The organism is Paracidovorax avenae ATCC 19860 (assembly GCF_000176855.2).
GTDB classification, from domain to species: Bacteria; Pseudomonadota; Gammaproteobacteria; order Burkholderiales; family Burkholderiaceae_C; genus Paracidovorax; species Paracidovorax avenae.
Window position 1 is genome coordinate 1,475,852 of sequence record NC_015138.1, and the last position, 24,024, is coordinate 1,499,875.

General features: G+C 69.2%; 27 protein-coding genes. 11 read left to right on the top strand and 16 right to left on the bottom strand.

Annotation, left to right across the window (positions count from 1 at the left end; translation table 11 throughout):
* The first annotated feature begins 44 nt into the window (after positions 1 to 44).
* The 3 genes from ACAV_RS06520 (at position 45) to ACAV_RS06530 (ending at position 3,083) form a co-directional block, all read left to right on the top strand.
* Complete coding sequence (locus ACAV_RS06520) at positions 45 to 1,007, top strand: tripartite tricarboxylate transporter substrate binding protein BugE (protein WP_013593780.1); 963 nt, start codon at positions 45 to 47, stop codon at positions 1,005 to 1,007.
* Between the two features lie 62 nt (positions 1,008 to 1,069).
* Positions 1,070 to 1,981: a site-specific tyrosine recombinase XerD gene (gene xerD / locus ACAV_RS06525; protein ID WP_013593781.1), complete on the top strand. Its 912-nt coding sequence runs from the start codon at positions 1,070 to 1,072 to the stop codon at positions 1,979 to 1,981.
* 91 nt (positions 1,982 to 2,072) lie between these two features.
* Complete coding sequence (locus tag ACAV_RS06530; RefSeq protein WP_013593782.1) at positions 2,073 to 3,083, top strand: Bug family tripartite tricarboxylate transporter substrate binding protein; 1,011 nt, start codon at positions 2,073 to 2,075, stop codon at positions 3,081 to 3,083.
* Between the two features lie 12 nt (positions 3,084 to 3,095).
* Here ACAV_RS06530 and ACAV_RS06535 read toward each other — a convergent pair whose 3' ends face one another.
* The 3 genes from ACAV_RS06535 to ACAV_RS06545 all read right to left on the bottom strand — a co-directional run bounded on the left by ACAV_RS06535 (position 3,096) and on the right by ACAV_RS06545 (position 6,683).
* Positions 3,096 to 4,385 carry an EAL and HDOD domain-containing protein gene (locus ACAV_RS06535; RefSeq protein WP_013593783.1) on the bottom strand — a complete coding sequence of 430 codons (1,290 nt, stop codon included), beginning with the start codon at positions 4,383 to 4,385 and terminating at the stop codon, positions 3,096 to 3,098.
* Between the two features lie 149 nt (positions 4,386 to 4,534).
* Positions 4,535 to 5,773, bottom strand: coding sequence for an EAL and HDOD domain-containing protein (locus ACAV_RS06540; protein WP_013593784.1), 1,239 nt, complete (start codon positions 5,771 to 5,773; stop codon positions 4,535 to 4,537).
* A gap of 109 nt (positions 5,774 to 5,882) precedes the next feature.
* The gene (locus ACAV_RS06545; protein WP_013593785.1) at positions 5,883 to 6,683 is read right to left on the bottom strand and encodes a ferritin-like domain-containing protein; all 801 of its coding nucleotides are present in this window, start codon (positions 6,681 to 6,683) and stop codon (positions 5,883 to 5,885) included.
* A 72-nt stretch (positions 6,684 to 6,755) separates the two neighbouring features.
* Between ACAV_RS06545 and ACAV_RS06550 the strand changes: the two genes are divergently transcribed.
* Both ACAV_RS06550 and hslO read left to right on the top strand, forming a co-directional pair.
* The gene (locus ACAV_RS06550) at positions 6,756 to 7,280 is read left to right on the top strand and encodes a gamma carbonic anhydrase family protein (protein WP_013593786.1); all 525 of its coding nucleotides are present in this window, start codon (positions 6,756 to 6,758) and stop codon (positions 7,278 to 7,280) included.
* 31 nt (positions 7,281 to 7,311) lie between these two features.
* Positions 7,312 to 8,322 carry an Hsp33 family molecular chaperone HslO gene (hslO, locus tag ACAV_RS06555; protein WP_013593787.1) on the top strand — a complete coding sequence of 337 codons (1,011 nt, stop codon included), beginning with the start codon at positions 7,312 to 7,314 and terminating at the stop codon, positions 8,320 to 8,322.
* An 18-nt stretch (positions 8,323 to 8,340) separates the two neighbouring features.
* Here the strand turns inward: hslO and ACAV_RS06560 are convergent, their stop codons facing one another.
* The 6 genes from ACAV_RS06560 to pyrG form a co-directional block, all read right to left on the bottom strand.
* Entirely contained in the window at positions 8,341 to 8,835 is a 495-nt protein-coding gene (locus ACAV_RS06560; protein ID WP_244875525.1) for a hypothetical protein, read from the bottom strand.
* An 18-nt stretch (positions 8,836 to 8,853) separates the two neighbouring features.
* Positions 8,854 to 9,132, bottom strand: a complete 279-nt coding sequence (locus ACAV_RS06565; RefSeq protein ID WP_013593789.1) for a septum formation initiator family protein — start codon at positions 9,130 to 9,132, stop codon at positions 8,854 to 8,856.
* 70 nt (positions 9,133 to 9,202) lie between these two features.
* Positions 9,203 to 10,489, bottom strand: coding sequence for a phosphopyruvate hydratase (gene eno, locus ACAV_RS06570; RefSeq protein WP_013593790.1), 1,287 nt, complete (start codon positions 10,487 to 10,489; stop codon positions 9,203 to 9,205).
* A gap of 137 nt (positions 10,490 to 10,626) precedes the next feature.
* The gene (locus tag ACAV_RS06575) at positions 10,627 to 10,917 is read right to left on the bottom strand and encodes a DUF1330 domain-containing protein (protein ID WP_013593791.1); all 291 of its coding nucleotides are present in this window, start codon (positions 10,915 to 10,917) and stop codon (positions 10,627 to 10,629) included.
* Positions 10,918 to 10,925: 8 nt separating this feature from the next.
* Positions 10,926 to 11,783 carry a 3-deoxy-8-phosphooctulonate synthase gene (gene kdsA, locus ACAV_RS06580; RefSeq protein WP_013593792.1) on the bottom strand — a complete coding sequence of 286 codons (858 nt, stop codon included), beginning with the start codon at positions 11,781 to 11,783 and terminating at the stop codon, positions 10,926 to 10,928.
* Between the two features lie 31 nt (positions 11,784 to 11,814).
* Positions 11,815 to 13,494: a CTP synthase gene (gene pyrG, locus ACAV_RS06585; protein ID WP_013593793.1), complete on the bottom strand. Its 1,680-nt coding sequence runs from the start codon at positions 13,492 to 13,494 to the stop codon at positions 11,815 to 11,817.
* Positions 13,495 to 13,605: 111 nt separating this feature from the next.
* On the opposite strand from pyrG, the gene coaBC reads away from it, so the two are divergent.
* The 3 genes from coaBC (at position 13,606) to ACAV_RS06600 (ending at position 15,981) form a co-directional block, all read left to right on the top strand.
* The gene (gene coaBC / locus ACAV_RS06590; RefSeq protein ID WP_013593794.1) at positions 13,606 to 14,823 is read left to right on the top strand and encodes a bifunctional phosphopantothenoylcysteine decarboxylase/phosphopantothenate--cysteine ligase CoaBC; all 1,218 of its coding nucleotides are present in this window, start codon (positions 13,606 to 13,608) and stop codon (positions 14,821 to 14,823) included.
* Positions 14,824 to 14,899: 76 nt separating this feature from the next.
* Positions 14,900 to 15,346, top strand: a complete 447-nt coding sequence (dut, locus tag ACAV_RS06595) for a dUTP diphosphatase (protein WP_013593795.1) — start codon at positions 14,900 to 14,902, stop codon at positions 15,344 to 15,346.
* A 140-nt stretch (positions 15,347 to 15,486) separates the two neighbouring features.
* Positions 15,487 to 15,981, top strand: coding sequence for an outer membrane lipoprotein (locus ACAV_RS06600; RefSeq protein ID WP_013593796.1), 495 nt, complete (start codon positions 15,487 to 15,489; stop codon positions 15,979 to 15,981).
* A 70-nt stretch (positions 15,982 to 16,051) separates the two neighbouring features.
* Here ACAV_RS06600 and ACAV_RS06605 read toward each other — a convergent pair whose 3' ends face one another.
* Positions 16,052 to 16,579 (bottom strand): FKBP-type peptidyl-prolyl cis-trans isomerase, encoded by a 528-nt coding sequence (locus ACAV_RS06605; RefSeq protein WP_013593797.1) that lies wholly within the window; start codon positions 16,577 to 16,579, stop codon positions 16,052 to 16,054.
* Between the two features lie 64 nt (positions 16,580 to 16,643).
* Between ACAV_RS06605 and ACAV_RS06610 the strand changes: the two genes are divergently transcribed.
* The 3 genes from ACAV_RS06610 to ACAV_RS24020 all read left to right on the top strand — a co-directional run bounded on the left by ACAV_RS06610 (position 16,644) and on the right by ACAV_RS24020 (position 18,836).
* Positions 16,644 to 17,780: a cupin domain-containing protein gene (locus ACAV_RS06610; RefSeq protein WP_013593798.1), complete on the top strand. Its 1,137-nt coding sequence runs from the start codon at positions 16,644 to 16,646 to the stop codon at positions 17,778 to 17,780.
* A 73-nt stretch (positions 17,781 to 17,853) separates the two neighbouring features.
* The gene (locus ACAV_RS06615) at positions 17,854 to 18,366 is read left to right on the top strand and encodes a hypothetical protein (protein ID WP_013593799.1); all 513 of its coding nucleotides are present in this window, start codon (positions 17,854 to 17,856) and stop codon (positions 18,364 to 18,366) included.
* A 191-nt stretch (positions 18,367 to 18,557) separates the two neighbouring features.
* Positions 18,558 to 18,836: a hypothetical protein gene (locus tag ACAV_RS24020; RefSeq protein WP_041827273.1), complete on the top strand. Its 279-nt coding sequence runs from the start codon at positions 18,558 to 18,560 to the stop codon at positions 18,834 to 18,836.
* A gap of 156 nt (positions 18,837 to 18,992) precedes the next feature.
* Here the strand turns inward: ACAV_RS24020 and ACAV_RS06620 are convergent, their stop codons facing one another.
* The 6 genes from ACAV_RS06620 to ACAV_RS06640 form a co-directional block, all read right to left on the bottom strand.
* Positions 18,993 to 19,769 carry an MBL fold metallo-hydrolase gene (locus ACAV_RS06620; protein WP_013593800.1) on the bottom strand — a complete coding sequence of 259 codons (777 nt, stop codon included), beginning with the start codon at positions 19,767 to 19,769 and terminating at the stop codon, positions 18,993 to 18,995.
* A 35-nt stretch (positions 19,770 to 19,804) separates the two neighbouring features.
* Positions 19,805 to 20,899, bottom strand: a complete 1,095-nt coding sequence (bamC, locus tag ACAV_RS06625) for an NlpB/DapX family lipoprotein (protein WP_013593801.1) — start codon at positions 20,897 to 20,899, stop codon at positions 19,805 to 19,807.
* A gap of 23 nt (positions 20,900 to 20,922) precedes the next feature.
* On the bottom strand, positions 20,923 to 21,819 hold the full coding sequence (gene dapA, locus ACAV_RS06630) for a 4-hydroxy-tetrahydrodipicolinate synthase (RefSeq protein ID WP_013593802.1): 897 nt from the start codon (positions 21,817 to 21,819) through the stop codon (positions 20,923 to 20,925).
* A 62-nt stretch (positions 21,820 to 21,881) separates the two neighbouring features.
* Positions 21,882 to 22,469, bottom strand: a complete 588-nt coding sequence (locus ACAV_RS06635) for a class I SAM-dependent methyltransferase (protein ID WP_013593803.1) — start codon at positions 22,467 to 22,469, stop codon at positions 21,882 to 21,884.
* Positions 22,470 to 22,530: 61 nt separating this feature from the next.
* A complete protein-coding gene (locus ACAV_RS24895) occupies positions 22,531 to 22,695 on the bottom strand; it encodes a hypothetical protein (RefSeq protein WP_167539385.1) in 165 nt (54 codons plus the stop codon).
* 14 nt (positions 22,696 to 22,709) lie between these two features.
* On the bottom strand, positions 22,710 to 23,948 hold the full coding sequence (locus tag ACAV_RS06640; RefSeq protein ID WP_013593805.1) for an MFS transporter: 1,239 nt from the start codon (positions 23,946 to 23,948) through the stop codon (positions 22,710 to 22,712).
* Between the last annotated feature and the right edge of the window lie 76 nt (positions 23,949 to 24,024).

Here is a 24,024-nt window from a genome sequence, read left to right on the forward strand (position 1 = left end):
GCGGGGATGTACATCGTTTTCACGCAGTTACAAAAGGGATTGCCATGCATCGTCGAAACTGGTTCGGATTCGTGCTTCTTGCTGCCGCGGGCGGGGCCTGGGCCCAGGCCTATCCCTCCAAGCCCATCCGCCTGGTCGTGCCCTTCGCGCCGGGAGGCACCACCGACATCATCGCGCGCGTGATCGCCGACCCCCTGGCACGCGCGCTGGGGCAGCCGGTGGTGGTGGAAAACAAGGCCGGCGGCGGCGGCATCGTCGGCGCGTCCGACACGGCCAAGGCGACGCCGGACGGCTATTCGCTGGGCATCGCCACCGTGTCCACCACGGCCGCCAACCCCGCGATCAACCCGCGCACGCCGTACAACCCGCTGACGGATTTCACGCCGATCATCAACATCGCCGCCACGCCCAACATCATCGCGGTGAACCCCAATTTTCCTGCCAAGGACTACCAGGGCTTCCTCGCGGAAGTCAGGAAGGTGCCGGGCAAGTATTCGTACTCCTCCTCCGGCACCGGCGGCATCGGCCACCTGCAGATGGAGCTCTACAAGAGCCTGACGCAGGTCTTCGTCACGCACATTCCCTACCGCGGCGCCGGGCCGGCGCTCAACGATACCGTGGCCGGACAGGTGCCGATCATCTTCGACAACCTGCCGTCCACGCTGCCCTTCATCAAGGAGAACCGTCTGGTGCCCATCGTCGTGGCCGCGCCGCAGCGCGTGGCCGCGCTGCCCAATGTCCCGACCTTCAAGGAAATCGGCCTGGAGCCGGTGAACCGGATGGCCTACTACGGCATCCTCGGCCCGAAGGGCCTGCCGCGCGATGTGGTGGACAAGGTCAACGCGGGTGTGCGCAAGGCACTGGAGGACCCGGCCGTGCGCAAGCGCATCGAGGACACGGGTTCGCTGATCGTGGGCAACACGCCCGAGCAGTTCGCCGAGCAGATCAAGGCGGAGTTCGATGTGTACAAGACGGTGGTGCAGAAGCAGAAGCTCTCGCTCGAGTGACCCGCAGGCCGGCCGCCCGGACGGGCGGTACGGCCCCGGGGGGCGTGTTAACTTCGCGCCCCATGACCCTTTCGCCCGCCAGCCAGACTGCCATCGACGCATTCATCGACGCCCTCTGGCTCGAAGACGGCCTCTCGCGCAATACGCTGGCGGCCTACCGCCGCGACCTCGCGCTGTATGCGCAGTGGCTCGGGCAGCACGCTCCTGATACCGCGGGCGCGCTGGACGCCACGGCGGAGCACCACCTGAAGGCGTATTTTTCGGCGCGCCACGCGGAAACGCGCGCCACATCGGCCAACCGCCGGCTGACGGTGCTGCGGCGGTATTTCCAGTGGGCGCTGCGCGAGCGCCGCATCGGCGCCGATCCCACCGTGCGCCTGCAGGCGGCGCGGCAACCGCTGCGGGTGCCCAAGACCCTGTCGGCCGCGCAGGTCGAGGCCCTTCTGCAGGCCCCCGATACGTCCACGCCGCTGGGCCTGCGCGACCGCGCGATGCTGGAACTCATGTATGCCAGCGGCCTGCGCGTGACCGAACTGGTCACCTTGAAGACCTACCACGCCAGCCTGTCCGAGGGCGTGCTGCGGGTGATGGGCAAGGGCAGCAAGGAGCGCCTCGTGCCCTTCGGGGAGGTCGCAGCGCAATGGATGCAGCGGTACCTGAACGAGGCCCGCGCCGACATCCTGGCAGGGCAACAGACCGACGACCTGTTCGTGACCCGGCGCGGTGCCGGCATGACGCGCGCCATGTTCTGGGTGGTCGTGAAGAAACATGCCCAGGCGGCCGGAATCACCGTGCCGCTGTCGCCGCACACGCTGCGCCATGCTTTCGCCACGCACCTGCTCAACCACGGCGCGGACCTGCGGGTGGTCCAACTGCTGCTGGGGCATGCGGACATTTCCACCACCACGATCTACACCCACGTGGCGCGGGAGCGGCTCAAGGCGCTGCATGCCCAGCACCATCCCAGGGGCTGAGGGCCGCCCTGTGCCTGGCGGCGCGCACAATCGCCGCTGTGTTCCGCATCCCTTTTCCGTCTTTTTCGTGTTTCCTGAAACGGTGGTTCCGATGATCGATTCGTTGTCGCGCAGGCGCGCGCTCCTTTTGTGTGCCTCGGCCCCGCTGGCCGCGGCAGCCATGGCTCCGTCCCATGTGCTGGCGCAGGGCTCCGCGGCCGATTGGCCGGGCTCCCGGCCCATCCGCATCATCGTGGCCTATCCGGCCGGCGGGGTGAGCGACGTCATGGCGCGGGCGCTCGGAGACCGTCTCTCGGCGCAGCTGGGCACGCCCGTCATCGTGGACAACAAGGCGGGGGCGGGTGGCGCGATCGCCATGGATGCCGTGGCCAAGGCCCCGGCGGACGGCCATACGCTGGGCTTTTCGTCGATCAGCCCGCTGGTGCTGAGTCCGCACCTGGGCCGGTTGCCGTTCGATCCCGTGCGCGATATCGCCCCCGTGGCCAGCGTGATGGTGTCGCCGGTGCTCCTGCTGGCCACGCCTGCCTGCACCGCCCGGGATTTCCCCGCACTGGTCGCCCAGGCCAGGGCGCGGCCCGGCGAGGTGCGATGGGCGACCTCGGGGCAGGCCTCCCTCGGGCACATCATGCTCGAGCAGATCATGCAGGCGTCGGGGGCGAAGATCACGCATGTGCCCTACAAGGGCGGCGGCCAGCAACTCAACGATGCGCTGAGCGGACAGTTCGAGATCCTTTCCACCAACGCAGGGCCGGCGGTCGCCCAGCACATCCAGGGCGGCAAGCTGCGCGCCCTCGCCGTGGGGGCGCCGCAGCGGGTGGATGGCCTGCCTGGCACGCCCACCCTGGCCGAGCTGGGGATGCCGGCGGCCAACCTGAGTTCGCAGTTCGGCATCTTCGCGCCGGGCAGGACGCCGTCCGCGATCCTGGATCGGCTCAATGCCGAGATCAACAAGGCCCTGGCATGGCCAGAACTGCGCGCCAAGCTGGTGGCGACGGGCAATGTGCCCCTGGGTGGTGCGTCCGCGGACTTCGCGCGGGAAATCGCCCGCGAGTCCCAGGGCAATGCCGCGATCATCCGCGCGGCCCGCATCCAGCTGGATTGAGCCCGAGGCGGGTCAGCCTTCTCCCAGGCTTTCGGCCCAGGTCAGGGCCTGCAGGTGGGCCCAGTTGACCTGGCGGTTCGAGAGGTGCAGCGCCTCGGCGGCCTGGGCGAAGGCCACCTCGTCACCGCTTTCGCAGGCCTTGGTGAGTTCGAGGAACGGCGCGAACACGCCGGTGTTGTGCAGCAGCGCATCGATCACCGGCTGCGGCAGGGCCACCGATTCGAGGGCCTTGTCCAGCGGCACCCCGAGCATGGCGTCCAGCAGGGAGAACACGCCCACCACGAAGGCGTTGTCGCACTCCTCGGGCGGCAGCAGTTCGGCGGCGAGCAGTTCCATCAGGCGGCCTCGCACGACGGCCGTCTGGCCCACGGCCGGCGGGGATCCACCGGCGCGCGAGGTGGTCATCAGCAGTGCCGCCCAGCGGAAGAGCTTTTTGAGGCCGAGGATCATGACCGCGTGCCGGAACGAGGTGATCTCGCAGGACAGCCCGAAGCCCGAGGAGTTGATGAAGCGCAGCAGGTTGAAGGACAGCGTGGGATCCTTCTTGAGCAGGTCTTCGATCTCCGCAGTGCTGGCCTGCTTGCGCACCAGGTTGATGAGCTGGATGATCGTCGCCTGCGAGGGACGGATGGTCTGGGCCTTCACGAGTGCGGGCTTGGCGAACCAGAAACCCTGGAACAGCTTCACGCCGAGCGCCGCCATGCGTTCGTGCTGCTCGGCGGTCTCCACCTTCTCGGCCACCAGCGTGGCCTGGCTGTTGGCGCGGGCGAATTTCACGAGCGGCTCGGCCAGCTCGGGCCGGAAGGCCTGCATGTCGAGCTTCACGAAGGCTGCCATCCGCAGCCAGCTGCCGTAGTTGCGACGCAGCACGTTCTGGCTGAAGGCGAGGCGGAAACCCCGCGTCCGCAGGCCTTCGAGGGTGGAAAGGCGGCCCTCGATCTCCTCCACGCTGGCCGTGTCCGCCAGGGTGGGAACTTCCAGCACCACCTTCTCGGGGTGGATGAGCTCCAGGTGGCCGCCCGCGAGGCTCTCGTGCGTGCAATTGATGAAGACCGTCTTCTTGCCCACCAGGGCCTCGGTGCCCGCGTAGGAGAGCGCATTGAAGAGCAGGGCCGCGTCGCTGGCGGCAGTGTGCGCGTCGGAGGCGGTGGAGCGGTCGAAGAGCTCGTAGCCGAAGACGGCGCGGTGCTCGTCCACGATGGCCTGGCGCGCGATGATGGCCAGGTTGCCATCGTCCGTCGGCGCGCCTTCCTGGGGCTGGGTGGGTTCGAAAGCGGGGGCGTTTTCGTTATTGCTCGACATGGGCTTGAGGAGAAGGTATGGCCGGGCGGGTGGGCCCTTGGCAGGCTGCCACCTTACCACCAAGGAAGGCGCCTGCAAGCCTGCGCACCGCCGGTCGGCGTGCGCCGGAGCATGAGCGGAACGGCACGGCGGCTGGCAGGGGCATCGGTTCAGTCCGTCATCTGGTCGGCCCAGGCCAGGGCCTGCAGGTGGGCCCAGTTGATCTGCTGGCTGGTGAGGTGCAGCGTCGTGGCGGCCTGGTCGAAGAGGGCGTCGTCGCTCGACTCGCAGGCTTCGGCAAGGCGCAGCAGTTCCCCGAGCACGCCTTCGCGGCGCAGCAGGGCGGCTGCCACGGAATCGGGTACGTGCAGCAGCCCGACCGCGGACTCCATGGGCATGCTGAGCATCACGTCCAGCATCGAGAAGATGCCCACCACGAAGGCCTGGTCGGCCTCTTCCTGGGACAGCGTTTCCTGGGCGACCAGTTCCATCAGCCGTCCGCGGACCACGGCGGTGTGGCCCACGGCCGCGGGAATGCCGCCGATCCGCGATGCGGTCAGCAGCAGCGCGGCCCAGCGGAAGAGCTTCTTGAGGCCCATCAGCATGACCGCCTGGCGGAACGAGGTGATTTCGCGGGCCAGGCCGAAGCCGGACGAGTTGATGAGCCGCATCAGGTTGAAGGCGAGGCCTGCATCCTTCTTGAGGACTTCCTCGATCTCGTCGGTGCTGGCCTGCTGCCGCACGAGGTTGATGAGGTGGAGGATGTTGGTCTGCGACGGCGTCAGGAGCTTGGCCTCGACCACCGAGGGGCGCGAGAACCAGAAGCCCTGGAAGAGCTGCACGCCCATGCTGGAGGCCATGTCGTACTGCTGGGCGGTCTCCACCTTCTCGGCGATGAGCTCGGCGCGCGAATGGCGCCCCGCGTACTTGACGAGCACGGCCAGCTGGTCGGGCGCCAGCAGCGAGAGGTCGAGCTTGATGTAGTCGGCCAGCGGCAGCCAGGGGGCATAGGCGGATTCCAGCACTGTGTGGTTGAAGGCCAGGTGGAAGCCGCGCTCGCGCAGCGCCTGCAGGATCGGCAGGCGGGTTCCGACCTCGGTGGCGGCCGCATGGCCGAGCGGCGGGATCTCCAGCACCACCTTGTCGGGGTCCACCAGTTCGAGGTGGCCGCCCGCCAGGCTTTCGTGCGTGCAGTTGACGAAGATGAGTTTCTTGCCCACCAGCTCTTCGGTGCCTGCGTGCGACAGGGCCGTGAAGACGAGGAAGACGTCGGTGGCCGCGGTGTGCGCCACGCCCGCCCGAGAGCGGTTGAACAGCTCGTAGCCGATCACGGAGTGCTGGCCGTTGACGATCGCCTGCCGGGCGATCATGGCGCCCGGCGCGGTGCCGGCCGGTCCCTGGAGGGTCATGGTGGGTGGGTTGGGATGCATGCCGGATGCGTGGACGAAAGCCGCCCCGCGGCATGCGGTGCGGGCTGGATCATTGTAGAAAATTCCCCGTGTCCCCGGTGGTTCCCCGTCATTCGGACTGCAGCCAGATCAATTCCGCTTCGCTGAAGCCCGCCTGGCGGCGCGCCGCCTCGTTGAACGGAGGCTTCAGGCGCGGTGCTTCGTAGCGCCGCACGAGTTCGCCGTAGTGGCTTTCCGGGTCGAGTCCGTCGCGCGCGCACAGCCATCGGTACCAGTGGTTGCCGATGGCCACGTGGCCGACTTCTTCCCGCAGGATGACGTCGAGGATGGCGACGGCCGCCAGTGCGTCGGGCGTGCCCACCTGCGTGAGCTTGCGCTGGATCAGTGGCGTGGCATCCAGCCCCCGGGCTTCCAGCGTGCGGGGGACCAGCGCCATCCGCGCCACGATGTCGTGCGCGGTCTTCTCGCACATGGTCCACAGCCCCTGGTGGGCCGGAAAGTCGCCATAGTCGTGGCCCATGTCCCGCAGGTGGCCGCGCAGCATCCGGAAGTGGGAGGCTTCCTCCGCGGCCACGCGCAGCCAGTCCCGGTAGTAGTCCGGCGGCATGCTGGAAAAGCGCCAGACGGCATCGAGCGCCAGGTTGATCGCGTTGAATTCGATGTGGGCGATGGCATGCAGCAGCACGGCCCGGCCGAGCGGCGTGGCGGGCGAGCGCCGGGCGACTTCCGTGTGGTGCCGCAGTTCAGGGCGGGCGGGGCGGCCGGGCAGCCCCTCCGGTGCCGGTGGCGCGGGGGCGAGAGGGTCCAGCGAGAGGTGCGCGGCCGAGGCGTGCAGCTCCAGCGCCCGGGCCGCCTTGTCCTCGGGATCGGTCAGGCACAGGACCTGCAGGGCACGTTGTCGAAGCTCCATACCTACAATTCTAGGTTTCCGCCCCCATGTGGAAGACCTGGGCGGGTAGAACGAAGCACAGGAGACAGGACGATGGCGCTTTATGAACTCGACGGCATGACCCCCCGCGTGGCCGAATCGGCCTGGGTCGCGGGCAGCGCGGAGGTGATGGGCAACGTGGTGCTCGGCGAGGACGCCAGCATCTGGTTCGGCGCCGTGCTGCGCGGCGACAACGAGACCCTCGCCATCGGCGCGGGCAGCAACGTGCAGGACGGCAGCGTGCTGCACTCCGACCCGGGCCAGCCGCTGACGCTGGGCGAGCGCGTGACGGTGGGCCACAAGGTCGTGCTGCACGGTTGCACCGTGGGCGACGAGTCGCTCATCGGCATCGGCGCCGTGGTGCTCAATGGTGCGAAGATCGGCCGCAACTGCCTCGTCGGCGCGGGTGCGCTGGTCACGGAAGGCAAGGAGTTCCCGGACGGCTCGATGATACTGGGCAGTCCGGCCAAGGCCGTGAGGCAGCTCACGCCGGAACAGATCGAAGGCCTGCGCAGGAGCGCGCAGGTCTATATCGCCAATGCCCGGCGTTTCCGGGCGGGGCTGCACCGCACGGGTTGAACCCCGGCGTCCGCAGCCCATTTGACAGCAGATGCAGAAAGACTCCAGGGTGTCAGAACTCCACAAGTTCCTCTTCGATGGCCTGCCGGTGCGCGGCATGATCGTCCGGCTCACGGATGCCTGGACCGAGATCCTCGCCCGCCGTTCCGGCAATAGCGCCACTGGCGCCTACCCGCCCGAGGTGCGCGAGCTGCTGGGCGAGATGGCGGCGGCCGGCGTGCTCATGCAGTCCAACATCAAGTTCAACGGTGCGCTGGTCCTGCAGGTCTTCGGCGACGGCCCGGTCAAGCTGGCCGTGGCCGAGGTGCAGTCCGACCTCGGGCTGCGCGCCACCGCGTCCATCCAGGGCGAGGTGCCCGTGGGGGCTCGGCTGTCCGACATGGTGAATGCCGGCGGCGGCGGGCGCTGCGCGATCACTCTCGACCCGAAGGACCGGCTGCCGGGCCAGCAGCCCTACCAGGGCGTGGTGCCCCTGCATGGCGACCGGCACGAGAAGCTGGAAAAGCTCAGCGACGTGCTGCAGCACTACATGCTGCAGTCCGAGCAGCTCGACACCACGCTGGTGCTCGCCGCGGACGACAAGGTGGCGGCGGGCCTGCTGATCCAGCGCATGCCCATCAAGGGCGAAGGCAACCTTGCCGGCACCGAACTCAGCCATAGCGAAAACGAGGACCAGATCGGACGCAACGAGGACTACAACCGCATCGCCACGCTGGCCGCGAGCCTCACGCGCGAGGAACTGCTGTCGCTGGACGTGGACACCGTGCTGCGCCGCCTCTTCTGGGAGGAAAAGCTGCTGCGCTTCGTGCCGAAGGAGGGGATGGAAGGCCCGCGCTTCGCCTGCACCTGCAGCCGGGACCGCGTCAGTTCCATGCTGCGCAGCCTGGGCCCGGAAGAGGCCGAGAGCATCCTCGCCGAACGCGGGGAGATCGAGGTGGCCTGCGAGTACTGCGGCCAGCAATACCGGTTCGACGCGGTGGATGCCGCGCAGATCTTCACCAGCGCCGCGGAATTGGCCCCGGGAACGAAGGCGGTTCAGTAGGGCGGGAGCGGTGGCCGCTCAGCCCGCAGCCGCCGGGGTGAGCAGGCGCTGGAACAGCCGGTGCTCGCATTCCGGGTCGCTGCATTTCTCGCACGACCAGGCGAGGGCGGGCCGTGCGGAGTCCGGATTCCGGAAGCGTTCCAGCGTGGCGGCACCTCCCAGCAGCAGCGCGTGCCGCAGCCGCGCGTCGGCATTCCCGTAGAACACCTGGTGGCCCCAGCCCAGGGCCTGGAGCAGGCCCCGCAGGGCAGCGTCATGGGCTTCCTGGCGACGGGCTTCGGCGGCAGGAAGCACATCCAGCCCCATCAGCCAGGCCTGCGTGCAGCCGCTTCCGCGCAGCATCTGCAAGGCTGCGGGGGCGTCGCCGGGATCCGGCTCCACCAGCACGAGGCGCATGCGCGCGGCTGGCCAGGCCGCATGCTCACGCACCGCGGCCACCAGCGCCGCGGCGCCCGTGCCCGGCGCGCCCAGCACGGCAATGTGCGTGACAGGCATGGGGATGGGGGCTGGCATGTCGGTGGCGGGTGGCGCTCAGCGGGGCGCCACGTGCACATACACCTCGTTGGGCTTGACCATGCCCAGCTCGCTGCGCGCCTTCTCCTCGACCATGTCGAGGCCATCGCGCAGGTCGCTCACTTCCGACGCCAGCCGCTCGTTCTCCTGGCGGGCCCGGTCGTTGGCCTGCTTCTGCGCCGCGATCCGTTCCTTCATCTCCTGCACGTGACCGATGCTGCCCCGGCCCGTCCAGAGCTGCGTCTGGACGGCCACGAGCAGGAGCAGCAGCACCAGGGGAACGATACGGGGATTCATGGTGCGCCGGCGCTGCGGGAACGTGGATCGGAAGGGAACGGGGCCGGTACGGAACCGGGTTCAGCCCGGGTCAGCGCAGGTTGTAGAACGCAGCGCGGCCGGGGTAGTGGGCGATGTCGCCCAGGTCTTCCTCGATGCGCAGCAGCTGGTTGTACTTGGCGATGCGGTCGGAACGGCTCAGCGAACCGGTCTTGATCTGGCCGGCGTTGGTGCCCACGGAGATGTCGGCGATGGTGGAGTCTTCCGTCTCGCCCGAGCGGTGCGAGATCACGGCCGTGTAGCCGGCGCGCTTGGCCATCTCGATGGCGGCGAAGGTCTCGGTCAGGGTGCCGATCTGGTTGATCTTGATGAGGATCGAGTTGCCGATGCCCTTGTCGATGCCTTCCTTCAGGATCTTGGTGTTGGTGACGAACAGGTCGTCGCCCACCAGCTGAACGTTCTTGCCCAGGCGCTCGGTGAGGTGCTTCCAGCCGTCCCAGTCGCCTTCGGCCATGCCGTCCTCGATGGAGATGATGGGGTACTTGTCCACCCAGGTGGCCAGCATGTCGGTCCATTGCTGAGCCGTCAGGCGGATGCCGCCTTCGCCTTCCAGCACGTAGTGGCCGTCCTTGTAGAACTCGCTGGCGGCACAGTCCAGGCCCAGGGCGATCTGCTCGCCCGCGGTGTAGCCGGCGGCGTCGATGGCCTGCAGGATCAGCTGGATGGCGGCCTCGTGGTTCTCGACGCTGGGGGCGAAGCCGCCCTCGTCGCCCACGGCGGTGCTCATGCCCTTGTCGTTGATGATCTTCTTCAGGGCGTGGAACACCTCGGCGCCCCAGCGCACGGCCTCGCGGAAGCTTGGGGCGCCCACGGGGATGATCATGAATTCCTGCAGGTCCAGGCTGTTGTTGGCATGCGCGCCGCCGTTGATCACGTTCATCATCGGCACGGGCAGCTGCATGCCGCCCATGCCGCCCAGGTAGCGGTACAGCGGCAGGCCAGACTCCTCGGCAGCGGCGCGGGCCACGGCCATGGAGACGGCCAGCATGGCGTTGGCGCCCAGGCGGCTCTTGTTGTCGGTGCCGTCCAGGTCGATCAGCGTCTTGTCCAGGAAGGCCTGCTCGGAGGCGTCCAGGCCCAGCACGGCCTCGGAGATCTCGGTGTTGATGTGCTCGACGGCCTTGAGCACGCCCTTGCCCAGGTAGCGGCTCTTGTCACCGTCGCGCAGTTCGATGGCTTCACGGCTGCCGGTCGAGGCGCCGGAAGGCACGGCCGCGCGGCCCATCACGCCCGACTCCAGCAGCACGTCGCACTCGACGGTGGGGTTGCCGCGGCTGTCCAGCACTTCGCGGCCGACGATATCAACGATGGCACTCATGGGTTTCCTTTGAGGAGTTTGATGACGGGTGGGGCAGCCGCGAAGCAGGGCGCCGGACGCCGGCGCGCCGCGCAGGCGGCTGCAACATCTGGGAATCTCCGGGGTCGGCCGGGGGACGGGTGCGGGACCGGAAGGCCTCACACTCCTTCGACGCACACCATGCGCATGACGGCCGCGCCGATGCGGGCGGACCTCGCCAGCTGGTATTCGGCGGATTCGTTGAAGGCGCGCGCGGCTTCCATGGAGGGGAACTTCAGGACCACGACGCGGCCGGGGTTCCAGTCACCCTCGAAGACTTCCACGCGGCCGCCGCGCACGCACACCTCGGCGCCGTGCGCCTGCATGGCCAGCGTGCTCAGGCGGCGGTACTCGTCGTACTGCTCGGGGTTGGTGACGGTGACGGACGCGATGATGTAGGCGCTGCTCATGGGTTGTCTCAAGCTTCGAAGTCGTTTTCGAGAAAGCCGTTCCGCTTGGTGACGGAATCCAGGGCGACGAGGGTTTCCAGCAGCGCCTTCATGTGCCTGAGCGGCACCGCGTTGGGCCCGTCCGAGAGGGCGTTGCTGGGGTCGGGGTGCGTTTCCATGAAGAGGCCGGCCACGCCCACGGCGACGGCCGCGCGTGCCAGCACCGGCACCATTTCGCGCTGGCCGCCGCTGCTGGTGCCCTGGCCGCCGGGCAGCTGTACGCTGTGCGTGGCGTCGAACACCACGGGAGCGCCCGTCTCGCGCATGATGGCCAGGCCGCGCATGTCGGAGACGAGGTTGTTGTAGCCGAAGCTCGCGCCGCGCTCGCAGGCCATGAAGCTGTCTTCCGGCAGGCCCTTCTCGCGCGCGGCGGCGCGGGCCTTGTCGATGACGTTCTTCATGTCATGGGGCGCGAGGAACTGTCCCTTCTTGATGTTCACGGGCTTGCCCGACTGCGCCACGGCGCGGATGAAGTCGGTCTGGCGGCAGAGGAACGCAGGCGTCTGCAGCACGTCCACCACCTTCGCGGCCTCGGTGATGTCGTCCTCGGTGTGCACGTCGGTCAGCACGGGCACGTCCAGTTCGCGGCGGATCTTGGCCAGGATCTCCAGGCCCTTCTCGCGGCCGGGGCCGCGGAAGCTCGTGCCCGAGGACCGGTTGGCCTTGTCGAAGCTGCTCTTGAAGATGAACGGGATGCCCAGTGCCGCCGTGGTTTCCTTCAGGCGGCCGGCCACGTCCATCTGCAGCTGTTCGGACTCGATGACGCAGGGACCTGCGATGAGGAAAAAGGGCCGGTCGAGGCCGGCGTCGAAGCCGCAGAGTTTCATGGAAGTGGCCTTGTGGGAGGGTGCCTGCGGCTCAGGAGACCGCGGCGGCGGGCAGTGCGGGCTGGCGGCTCTTCTGGTGTTCGATCGCCGCCTTGATGAAGGCGTTGAAGAGCGGATGGCCGTCCCACGGGGTGGATTTGAACTCCGGGTGGAACTGCACGCCGATGAACCATGGGTGCACCTCGCGCGGCAGTTCGACGATCTCGGTGAGCTGTTCGCGCTGCGTGAGCGCGGAGATCACGAGGCCGGCGCGGCGGAGCTGGTCGAGGTAGTTCACGTTCGCCTCGTAGCGGTGGCGGTGGCGCTCGGTGACGATGTTGCCGTAGATTTCGTGCGCCAGCGTGCCGGATGCGACGTCCGAGCTCTGCGCGCCCAGGCGCATGGTGCCGCCCAGGTCGGAGGTCTCGCTGCGCGTCTGGATGGTGCCGTCGGCGTCCTTCCACTCGGTGATCAGCGCGATCACGGGATGCGGCGTGGCGGCGTCGAATTCGGTGCTGTTGGCGTTCGCGAGGCCTGCCACGTGGCGCGCGTATTCGATCGTGGCCACCTGCATGCCCAGGCAGATGCCCAGGTAGGGCACCTTCTGCTCGCGGGCGTAGCGCGCCGTGCAGATCTTGCCTTCCACACCCCGCGCGCCGAAGCCGCCGGGCACGAGGATGGCATCGTACTTGGCGAGCTTCTCGGCCGCGTCGCCCGGGGCGATGGTCTCGGAATCGACGTGCTCGATCTTCACTCGCACGTGGTTCTTCATGCCCGCGTGGCGCAGCGCCTCGTTCACCGACTTGTAGCTGTCGGACAGGTCGACGTACTTGCCCACCATGGCGATGGTGACCTCGCCCTGCGGGTGCTCGGTCTCGTACACGAGCTGGTCCCAGCGCTTCAAGCTGGTGGGCGGCGTGTTCAGGCGCAGCTTGTCGCAGATCAGGCCGTCCAGGCCCTGCTCGTGCAGCATGCGGGGCACCTTGTAGATGGTGTCCACGTCCCACATGCTGATCACGCCCCATTCGGCCACGTTGGTGAACAGGGAGATCTTGCCGCGCTCCTCGTCGGGGATGCGGCGGTCGGCCCGGCAGAGCAGGGCGTCGGGCTGGATGCCGATCTCGCGCAGCTTCTGCACCGTGTGCTGGGTGGGCTTGGTCTTGAGTTCGCCCGCCGCCGCGATCCAGGGCAGGTAGGTGAGGTGGACGAAGGCGGAGTTGTTCGGTCCCATGCGCAGGCTCATCTGGCGCACGGCCTCGAGGAAGGGCAGGGATTCGATGTCGCCCACCGTGCCGCCGATCTCGACGATGGCCACGTCCACCGCGTCCTCGGTGCCGATGCCTGCGCCGCGCTTGACGTATTCCTGGATCTCGTTGGTGACGTGCGGGATCACCTGCACCGTCTTGCCCAGGTAGTCGCCGCGGCGCTCCTTCTCCAGCACGGACTGGTAGATGCGGCCCGTGGTGAAGTTGTTGGTCTTCTTCATGCGCGTTTCGATGAAACGCTCATAGTGGCCGAGGTCGAGGTCGGTCTCGGCGCCGTCGTCGGTGACGAACACTTCGCCGTGCTGGAACGGGGACATGGTGCCCGGGTCCACGTTGATGTACGGGTCGAGCTTGATGAGGGTGACTTTGAGGCCGCGCGATTCGAGGATCGCAGCAAGGGAGGCTGAGGCGATTCCCTTGCCCAGGGAAGACACCACACCGCCGGTGACGAAGACAAATTTGGTCATGTCTTTTTATGGTGGTGGGAAATCGGGATTATAGAGGCCGGCCCATCCGCGCCCGGCCGCTCCGGCGCGTTCCCCTGCACGGCGGCGGGGCGTCTGCTAAATTGCGCGCCCATGAACGAACTGGCGGGCAAACACATTCTCCTGGGCCTTTCGGGCGGCGTCGCCTGCTACAAATCGGCCGAGCTGGCGCGCCTGCTCGCCAAGGCGGGCGCCACCGTGCAGGTGGTCATGACCGAGGCGGCCGAGCGGTTCATCACGCCCGTCACCATGCAGGCGCTCACGGGCCGCGCGGTCTATACCTCGCAGTGGGACGCGCGCGAGCCCAACAACATGCCGCACATCAACCTGGGCCGCGAGGCGGATGCGATCCTGGTCGCCCCCTGCAGCGCCGATTTCGTCGCCCGGCTGGCGCAGGGCCGCTCCGACGAACTGCTCAGCCTGCTGTGCCTGGCCCGCCCCGCGCAGCGCGTTCCGCTGCTGCTCGCGCCCGCGATGAACCGCGAGATGTGGGCGCACCCCGCTACGCAGCGCAACCTGGCGCAGGTGGCTGCCGACGGTGCCGTGGTGCTGGGCGTGGGCACGGGCGACCAGGCCTGCGGCGAAACGGGCGACGGCCGCATGCTGGAGCCCGCGGAACTGCTGGAGGAACTGACCGCCTTCTTCGCGCCCAGGCTGCTCGCGGGGCACCGCGTGCTGGTCACGGCCGGCCCGACCTTCGAGGCGATCGACCCGGTGCGCGGCATCACCAACCTGTCGAGCGGCAAGATGGGGTTCGCCATTGCGCGTGCGGCCCGCGAGGCGGGCGCCGAGGTGGACCTGGTCGCCGGCCCCGTGCATCTGCCCACCCCGCGCGGCGTGCGCCGCGTGGACGTGCGCTCGGCGCGGGACATGCTGCAGGCCTGCACGGCGCTCGCCCCGCAGGCATCCATCTTCGTGGCGACGGCGGCCGTCGCGGACTGGCGCCCCGCGGAAGCCGCCACGCGCAAGATCAAGAAGGACGGCTCGGGAGCCGTCCCGGCGCTCGCCTTCGTGGAGAACCCCGACATTCTGGCGACCATCGCGGCCTCCGGCCGTGCGCGCGAAGGGGCGCTCTACTGCGTGGGCTTCGCGGCCGAAAGCGACCACCTGCTGGAGCACGCCACGGCCAAGCGCGCGCGCAAGGGCGTGCCCCTGCTGGTCGGCAACATCGGCCCCGAGACCTTCGGACAGGACGACAATGCCCTGCTGCTGGTGGATGCAGAAGGCCACCGCACGCTGCCTCGCGCCACCAAGCGCGAACTGGCGCAGCAGCTCGTGGCGGACATCGCCCGCCGGCTGGCCACAGCCTGAAGGGCCATCCCCGGAACAGGCCGGGGTCAGGCGCCTGCGGAGTGTTGTGCCCCCGCATCATTCATTGAAAGCATTTGTGAAAATCGACGTCAAGATCCTCGACGCGCGCATGGCGGAGCAGTTGCCCGCCTACGCCACCCCCGGCAGTGCCGGCCTCGACCTGCGGGCCTGCCTGGACGCGCCCCTGACCCTGGAGCCCAACGCCTGGCAGCTCGTGCCCACGGGCATCGCCATCTACCTCAAGGACCCGGGCTACGCGGCGCTGATCCTGCCGCGCTCGGGGCTGGGCCACAAGCACGGCATCGTCCTGGGCAACCTGGTCGGCCTCATCGACAGCGACTACCAGGGACAGTTGATGGTCAGCGCCTGGAACCGCAGCGACACCGCCTTCACCCTGCAGCCGATGGAGCGGCTGGCCCAGCTCGTGATCGTGCCGGTGGTGCAGGCGCAGTTCAATCTCGTGCAGGAATTTCCGCCCACGGAGCGTGGAGAGAACGGTTACGGCTCCACGGGCAAGGTGTAGGTATCGTCCTATCCGTCCGGGGCGATGGTGCCTACGGCGGCCGCGGCCATCGCCCGTCGCGTGCCGCGGCCGGCCCCATGCTCCAATGGGTTGACCGGCGGGCCCAGGGCCTTGTCCATTTCCGCAAGAAGGAGTCGAACATGCTGAAGTTTTCCCGCACCACCGCTGCGATCGCCACCGTGGCCCTCGCCGGCGCACTGGGCGCCTGCGCCGAGCAGCCGCGCTATGGTTCGCAGTATCCCGGCCAGCCCACGTATTCGAGCTACCCGTCTTCCGCGCCGGCCGGCATGGAGTACGGCACGGTGACCAACATCGAAATGCTGCAGGGCCGCAGCGGCAGCAGCGGCGTGGGTGTCGGTACCGTGGCCGGCGCAGTGATCGGCGGCGTGCTGGGCAACCAGGTGGGCAAGGGCACCGGCCGTGCGGCGGCCACCGTGCTGGGCGCCGTCGGCGGCGGCGTGGTGGGCAACCAGATCGAGAACCGCAATGGCAACAACGACGGGCGCGCCGAGGGCTACCGCATCACGGTGCAGCTCGACCAGGGCGGCCAGCGCGCCTATGACGTGGGCTCACCCGGCGACCTGCGCCCCGGCGACCGCGTGCGCCTGAACGGCGGCCAGATCTCCCGCATGTGACCTGCCGGCACCGGCTTCAATGCAAAAAAGGACCCTCGGGTCCTTTTTTTCATGGGCGCGTGCCCCAGGTTCAGTGCAGCAGAGGATGCTCGCCCGTGTCGGGCGGCTGGATGCGGAAGAATCCGGTGCCGGCGGTGCCGCGTCCGATTTCCTCCTCCGTGGCTTCCCGGACGCCCTGCACGGTGAGGTGCAGGCGCAACGCGATGCCGGCGAGCGGATGGTTGCCGTCCAGCACCACGTGTTCGGGGTAGATCTGGGCCACGGTGTAGAGCACGTCGCGCGGGGCGTCCGGGTTGGAGCCCTCGGGCAGGGCGCTGCCCTCGATGGTCATGCCTTCCTCGATGTCGGCCGGGAAGCGGCTGCGCGGTTCGAGGAACAGCAGCTTGTCCTGGTAGTCGCCGAAGGCCTCCTCGGGCTCCAGGTGCAGCGCGACGGTGTCGCCCGCGGTGTGGCCCTGCAGCCCCTCTTCGATGCGGGCGAACAGGTCGTCGCCGCCGACGAGGAATTCCACCGGGTCGTCGAGCACGTCCAGCTCCTCGCCCAATGTGTCTTTCAAGATCCAGGTCAAGGCGACCACGCATTGTTGGTTGATTTCCATAGGAGAATTGTCGCAGTTCGTCCACCGGCCGCGCCACCGGCGCGTGCGCCTTTCGCTTTCCCCCATGGATACCCATACCCCCCTCGCCCTGCTGGGCGGAATCACCCCCGCGCAATTCATGCGCCGCCATTGGCAGAAGAAGCCGCTGCTGGTGCGCCAGGCCGTCGCCTCGTTCGTGCCGCCCGTGGGACGCCAGGAATTGTTCGCGCTGGCGGCGCAGGAGACCGTCGAATCGCGCCTCGTGCAGCAGAAAAAGGGCGCCTGGAGCCTGCGCCACGGCCCCTTCGCGCGCCGCGCGCTGCCGCCCCTGGCCACGCCGGACTGGACCTTGCTGGTGCAGGGCGTGGACCTGCACGACGACGCCGTGCATGCGCTGTTGCAGCAGTTCCGCTTCGTGCCGCAGGCCCGGCTCGACGACCTGATGATCAGCTACGCCACGGACGGCGGCGGCGTGGGCCCGCACTTCGACAGCTACGACGTGTTCCTGCTGCAGGCCCATGGCCGGCGGCGCTGGCGCATCGGGCGGCAGAAGGACCTGGCGCTCAAGGCCGGCATTCCGCTCAAGATCCTGGAGAACTTCGAGCCCGAGCAGGAGTTCGTGCTCGAGCCCGGCGACATGCTCTACCTGCCGCCGCGGTGGGCGCACGACGGCATCGCCGAGGGCGAGTGCATGACCTATTCCATCGGCTTCCGTTCGCCGTCGCGCACGGGCCTGGCGCAGGACCTGCTCACCCGCCTGTCGGACGGCCCGGACGAAGAGGGCGCCCTGCCCCCGCACCTGTACCGCGATCCCGCACAGGACGCTGCGGACCGCCCCGGGGAGATTCCCGCCGCGCTGCTGGACTTCGCGCGCGATGCCCTGGCGCGGGCCCTGGCCGAGCCGCTGGCCGTGGAGCGCGCGCTGGGCGAGAGCCTGACCGAACCGAAGCCCAATGTCTGGTTCGAGCCCGGGGATCCGGAGGCGGACGTGGCGCAGGGCGTGCGCCTGGACCGCCGCACGCGCATGATGTACGACGCGCGCCATGTCTTCATCAACGGCGAGAGCTATCTGGCCGGCGGCCGGGACGCCACGCTCATGCGGCGCCTGGCCGACCAGCGCGAACTCGCCGCACGCGATCTGGCCCGGGCCAGCGAGGATGCGCTGGAAGTGCTGGCATCGTGGTGCGATGCCGGCTGGGTGCACGCCAGGCGCGCGGGATAGTCCGGGCAGGCGGCTCGCCGCCCGCGGCGCCCGTCGCGCGGACTCTCGCACGTTGCGAACAAGGAGGTCGTCCATGGATTTCTCCCAGGCACTGAGCGGCGAGGCACCGCTGCCGTCCGGCCGCTTCGAGGGGCGAAGCGACTTCGGCGGCGGGGTGCGCGCCGCCCTGGCGTGCGCAGCCCGCGAGGGCTGGCAGGAACTGGTGCTGTGCGATTTCGACTTCCATGACTGGCCGCTGGGGGACCGCGACGTGGAGGCGTCGCTGCACGCCTGGGCGGCGCGGGGGCGCCGGATGACGCTGCTGGCCGCCCACTACGACGAGGTGGTCCGGCGCCATGCGCGCTTCGTGCGCTGGCGTGCCACCTGGGACCACATCGTGGAATGCCGCAAGGCGCCCGTGAAGGAACGCCAGGAACTGCCCGGCGTGCTGTGGTCCGGCCGCTGGGTGCTGCAGCGGCTGGACCCCGAGCGCTGCACCGGCGTGGCCGGCGGCGAGCCCGAGCGTCGCGTGCAGGTACGGCAGGTGCTCGATGAATGGCTGCGGCGCAGCACGCCTGCCTTTCCCGCCACGACGATCGGACTGTGACATCGCTCAGTCCGCGCTCTAGGTGTTGGTAGGGATTGACGCAATCTCCCTATAATTTGCGGTTGCTGTCTGGGAGTGCATAGCGCACTTCAAGCGCCACGGGGTGCATCGCGCCCGGCCAAAGCGCATCGCTGAAAGAGGGCGGCGTGGCGGCAAATTCCAAGATCCGTCTGTCCCATAGGAAAAACGAAATGAAGAACTCTCTCGTTCTGGCTGCCCTGGTCGCGTCCGTCGCTCTCGCCGCCTGCGGCAAGAAGGAAGAAGCCCCGGCTCCGGCCCCGGCTCCCGTCGAAGCTCCGGCCCCGGCTCCCGCTCCCGTGCCCGCACCGGCCGAAGCACCGGCTTCCGACGCTTCGGCTCCTGCCGCAGCCGCTGCTGCCGAAGCCTCCGCTCCCGCCAGCGACGCCGCCAAAGCCGCTGCAGACGCTGCTGCCGCAGCCGCTGCAGGTGGCGCTTCCGCCGCCAAGTAAGCTGCCGCACCGCCTTCCGCCGCCGGGCCACCAGCCTGCGGCGAAAGGCCTGGCACGAAAGCCCCGTACCGCAAGGTCGGGGCTTTTTCGCGTGCCCTCGCCCATCGAATGGCGCGGGGCAGGCCGGGCCGGCAGCCGTCCAGGGAGGTGTGGCGTTCAGCCGCCGATCCAGCCGGTGCCGCTGCGCTGGTCCGCCACCTCGATCTGGGCCGGCTCCCAGCCGATGGCCCCGGCGAGCGCGGCACGGGCGAGGTCCGGGCGGTTGTTCTGGGCGCTGAGGTGGGCCGCGGCCACGCTGCGCAGGCCCTCGTGCCGCACCGCGCGCAGGATCTCCGCCGCCACGTGGTTGCCCAGGTGCCCATAGGCGCCGCCGATGCGCCGCTTCAGGAAGGCGGGATAGCTGGAGACGGACAGCATCTCGCGGTCGTGGTTGCTCTCCAGCAGCAGCGCATGGCAGCCGCGCAGGTGGGCGAGCACGTGCTCGGTGGCGTGTCCCAGGTCCGTGAGCAGCCCGATGTGGGTGGCTCCGTCGCTGCAGCGCAGGTGCAGCGGCTCGCGCGCGTCGTGCGGCACGGTGAAGGGGCGGGCCTCGAAGGCGCCCAGGTCGATGGATTCGCCGTCCGCCGTGAGGTGCAGCAGTCCGTCCAGGTCCGGCGCGCCGATGGCCTCGTGGGTGCCATGGCTCATCCAGGCCGGGATGCGGTGGCGCAGGGCGATCTTCTGCAGGCCGCCCACGTGGTCGGAATGCTCGTGGGTGATGAAGATCGCGTCGATGTCGTCGATCGCGAGGCCGGCCTCGCCGAGGCGGCCGGCCAGCTGGCGCGGGCCCAGTCCGCAGTCGACGAGCAGGCGCCGCACCTGCGTGCCGCAGCGCCCTTCGACGATGGTGGCGTTGCCCGAGCTGCCGCTGCCCAGGTTCTTGAAGCGCAGCACGCGGTCCGTGGCTCCTCAGCGGGCGGCAGCGCCGGTCACTTCAGGTCGTCGGCGAGCACGCGGACGATGCGGTCCGCGTTGGCCGAGCTCTCGGGTGCGCCTGCGGCATTGAGCACGGCGACCGTGCTCTTGCCGCCCTCGGTGCGCACCTGGATGCGGTACTTGACGGGCGGCGCGGCATCGGCCGAGCGGCCCAGCAGCTTGGCGAAGAAGCCGGGGTCCTTCTTCTCGGTGGGCTCGACGTAGCGCACGGAATACACGCCCTGGGCGCGGTCGCGCTCCTCGACGGTGAAGCCCGTGCGGTCGAGCGCCAGCCCGACGCGGCGCCATGCACGGTCGAAGCTCTCGTCGAGTTCCACCACGGGCGCGTTGCCAACGCGGCCGATGCGCGCGGTCGGCGGCGGCTGGATCGGGGCGGCCGCCACGGCGCGGGACTCTTCCTGGCTCACGCCGAGCTTGACCATCAGGCGGCGCAGGAATTCGGTTTCCAGTTCCGGATCGACCGGGCGGGGCTGCCAGATGGTGCTGTCCTTCTGGGAGGTGGTGTACACCTCGACCATGCCGCGGTGGCTGATGTAGATCTCGGTGGAGCCGTCGGCGCCGCGCTCCAGGCGGGTGCGGAACTTGTCACGCTCGCCGGTGGAATAGACGGAGTCGAAGATCTTGCCGATGGTGGAGCGGATGATGTCCTGCGGCAGCTTGGCGCGGTTCTCGGCCCAGTCGGTTTCCATGATGCCGAGGTTGGGCTGGTCGATCGTGAGCACGAAGCCGTTTTCGTTCCAGAAGTCGCGCACCGGCTCCCAGAGTGCATCGGCGGGGCGCTTCACCACCAGCCAGCGCTGGTTGCCGTCGCGCTCGATGCGCACGTCGCCGAGCGACTTGGCGGCGGCATTGACCGTGCCGGGCTGCCTCTGCGCCTGGCCGGCCTCGAAGGCCGCGGCCGACACCACGCCGCCCGCCACCGTGTAGCGCGAATCGCGCGACAGCTGCGTCAGGTCGGGCGGCACTTCGAGCGTCGAGCCCTTGGTGGCGCTCTTGTAGTCGATCTTGTCGTTGTCCAGGATGGACGTGGAGCAGGCGGACAAGGCCATGGCAAGGCCCAGGAGGCCCAGGCGGTTGATAGCGTTCACGCAAAAATCCTTTGAGGGGAGTCTCAGAGCAGGCCGGCGGAGCGCAGCGCGGCTTCCACCACGGATTCGCTGCCTTGGGAAAGGGGTGTCATGGGCAGGCGCATCGCGCCGCCGCACAGGCCCATGCGCTGCATGGCCCACTTCACGGGGATGGGGTTGGCCTCGACGAAGAGCTGCTTGTGGACCGGCAGCAGCCGGAACTGGATCTCCATGGCCCGGCGCACGTCGCCGGCCAGGGCGGCCACGCAGAGTTCGTGCATCAGGCGGGGCGCCACGTTGGCGGTGACGCTGATGTTGCCCTGGCCGCCGCAGAGCATGAGGGCCACGGCGGTGGGGTCGTCGCCCGAATAGACGGCGAAGCCTTCGGGCACCTCGCGGATGAGCCACTGCGCGCGCTCGATGTTGCCGGTGGCTTCCTTGATGCCGATGATGCCAGGCACCTGGGCCAGGCGCAGCACCGTGTCGTGCTGCATATCGGCGACGGAGCGGCCGGGCACGTTGTAGAGGATGGTGGGCAGGTCGCCCACGGCCTCGGCGATCGCCTTGAAGTGCAGGTACTGGCCTTCCTGCGTGGGCTTGTTGTAGTAGGGCACGACCTGCAGCTGCGTGTCGGCGCCCACCTTCTTGGCGAAGCGGGCGAGCTCGATGGCCTCGGCCGTGGAGTTGGCGCCGCAGCCGGCCATGATGGGCACGCGCTTTGCGGCCTGTTCGACGGCCACGCGGATGATCTCGCAGTGCTCCTCGACATTCACGGTGGGCGATTCGCCGGTGGTGCCCACCACGCCGATGCAGTCGGTGCCTTCTGCGACATGCCAGTCGATCAGCTTGCGCAGGGTGGGGTAGTCCACGCTGCCGTCCTCGTGCATGGGGGTGACGAGGGCGACGATGCTGCCGGTGAGGGTGGCGCTGGAAGAGGTCATGTCCACGAAGGAAAACGGTAAAAGAGCATTCTAACGAGTGTGTAACCGGCCCGGCCGGGGGGTTAACCGGAGGCGGGAGGCACGAGGGGGTGGCGGGGTGGTCCGTCGCCGGGTGCCTCCCGGACGGCCGCGAGGCGCTGCACGAACCGCTCCGGAGACGGCAGGAAGCCGTCCTCGTAGGCGATCACCCTCAGACCGGGGAAGGCCGCCAGCAGTTCCCCGGGCTCGAGCAGAAATTCCGGGCGCGACGGCCGTCCCACGGTCCCGTTGCCGCGCGCGAAGGTTTCGTACAGCAGGACGCCGCCGGGCGCGACGCTGGCCGCGAGGGCGGGCAGCAGGGGGCGCCAGAGGTAGTGGGTCACCACCACGCCATCGAAGCGGCGCCCGGTGAAGGGCCAGGGGCCCTGTTCGATGTCCGCATGGACGAGTTCTCCCAGCTGCGCCAGGGGTGCGATCGCCTCGGCGGACCGGTCCACGCCGGTCACGGCATGGCCGCGCGCATGGAACCAGCGCAGGTGCCGGCCGCTGCCGCAGGCCACGTCCAGCACGTGGCCGTGCAGCGGCACCAGGTGGGCCCAGCGCGTGATCCACCCGGACGGCGCGTCCTGGCCGTGCAGCGCGGCATGGGGTGGCGGGCCTGGTCTGTGCATCGCGGGGGTGGCGAGGGAGGGGCGTGGGAGGGGCCGCGGGCGGACGCGCCGCGGCAGGAGTTCAGAAACAGGACCAGACCTGGTCCGCCATCATTACCACGAAACCGGGCTCTGCATAGAGAGCGAAGGCGGCGGACAGCGCCACGGCGGCCGCGATGGTCCAGGGCAGCCACCGCTTCCAGCCGGGGCGCCGGGAGTTGGGGGTGGACAAAGGGGTGGACGCCATGCGCATGCCGCGCCTCAGGCGGTGGCGCCTGGCCGGGCCGGCGCGCGCGCGATCGGCGATTCGCGCACCGGCAGGTTGATGAGGCCCGCCGCTAGCCCCAAGGCGATGGCGAGGTACCAGACCACGTCGTAGCTGCCCGTGCGGTCGTAGAGGTAGCCCCCCAGCCAGACACCCAGGAAGCTGCCGATCTGGTGGCTGAAGAACACGAACCCTCCCAGCATCGAGAGGTGCTGCACGCCGAAGATCTGCGCCACCGTGGCGTTGGTGGGCGGCACGGTGGACAGCCACAGGAACCCGATCACCGCCGAGAACATATAGACCGAGACGGGGGTGAGCGGCGCGAGCAGGAACACGGTGATCGCCACCGCGCGGGCGAAATAGATGAAGGCCAGGATGTGCCGGCGCGCCATGCGCTGGCCCAGGGTGCCGGCGATGTAGGTGCCGAAGACGTTGAAGAGGCCGATCAGGGCCAGCGCGTAGCTCGCCACCTGGGGTGAGAGGCCGTGGTCCTTGAGGTAGCTGGGCATGTGCACGCCGATGAACACCACCTGGAAGCCGCAGACGAAGTACCCGGCCGTGAGCAGCAGGAAGCTGGGGTAGCGCAGCGCTTCGGACAGGGCCTCGCCCACGGTCTGGCTGCGCGGCGCGGCGGGAGCGCCTGCGGCGCGGCGGCCGAAGCCCGGCTCGCGCAGTCCGAAGGCCAGCGGCACGATGAGCAGCACCATGGCCGAGAGGGCGAGCAGCGATTCCTGCCAGCCCAGGCGGGCGATCAGCTGGCCCTCCACGGGCACCATCAGGAACTGGCCGAACGAGCCGGCGGCCGCGGCCACGCCCATGGCCCAGGATCGCTTCTCGGGCGCGATCTGGCGGCCCAGCACGCCGTAGATCACGGCGTAGGTGGTGCCCGCCTGGGCCGCGCCGATCAGCACGCCGGCCGTGAGGGCGAACAGCAGGGGCGTGGGCGACAGCGCCATGCCGGCCAGCCCGAGGGCGTAGAGCACCGCCCCCGCGATCAGCACGCGGAAGGCCCCGAAGCGGTCGGCCGCCATGCCCGCGAAGATGCCGAACAGGCCCCAGGCGAGGTTCTGCACGGCGAGCGCGAGCGCGAATGTCTGGCGGGTCCAGCCCATGTCCTGCGTGATGGGCTGCAGCCACAGGCCGAAGCCGTGGCGGATGCCCATGGAGAGCGTGACGACGGCCGCGCCGCAGGCCAGGACCTGCACCATGGAGAGCTTCGGGGTTTCGGGGGACATCCGCCCGAATGTAGCCAAAAGCGTCTGCCGGCGCTTGCCGAAGGATGCGGGTTAACCCGTGCGGCAGGCGGGTGGC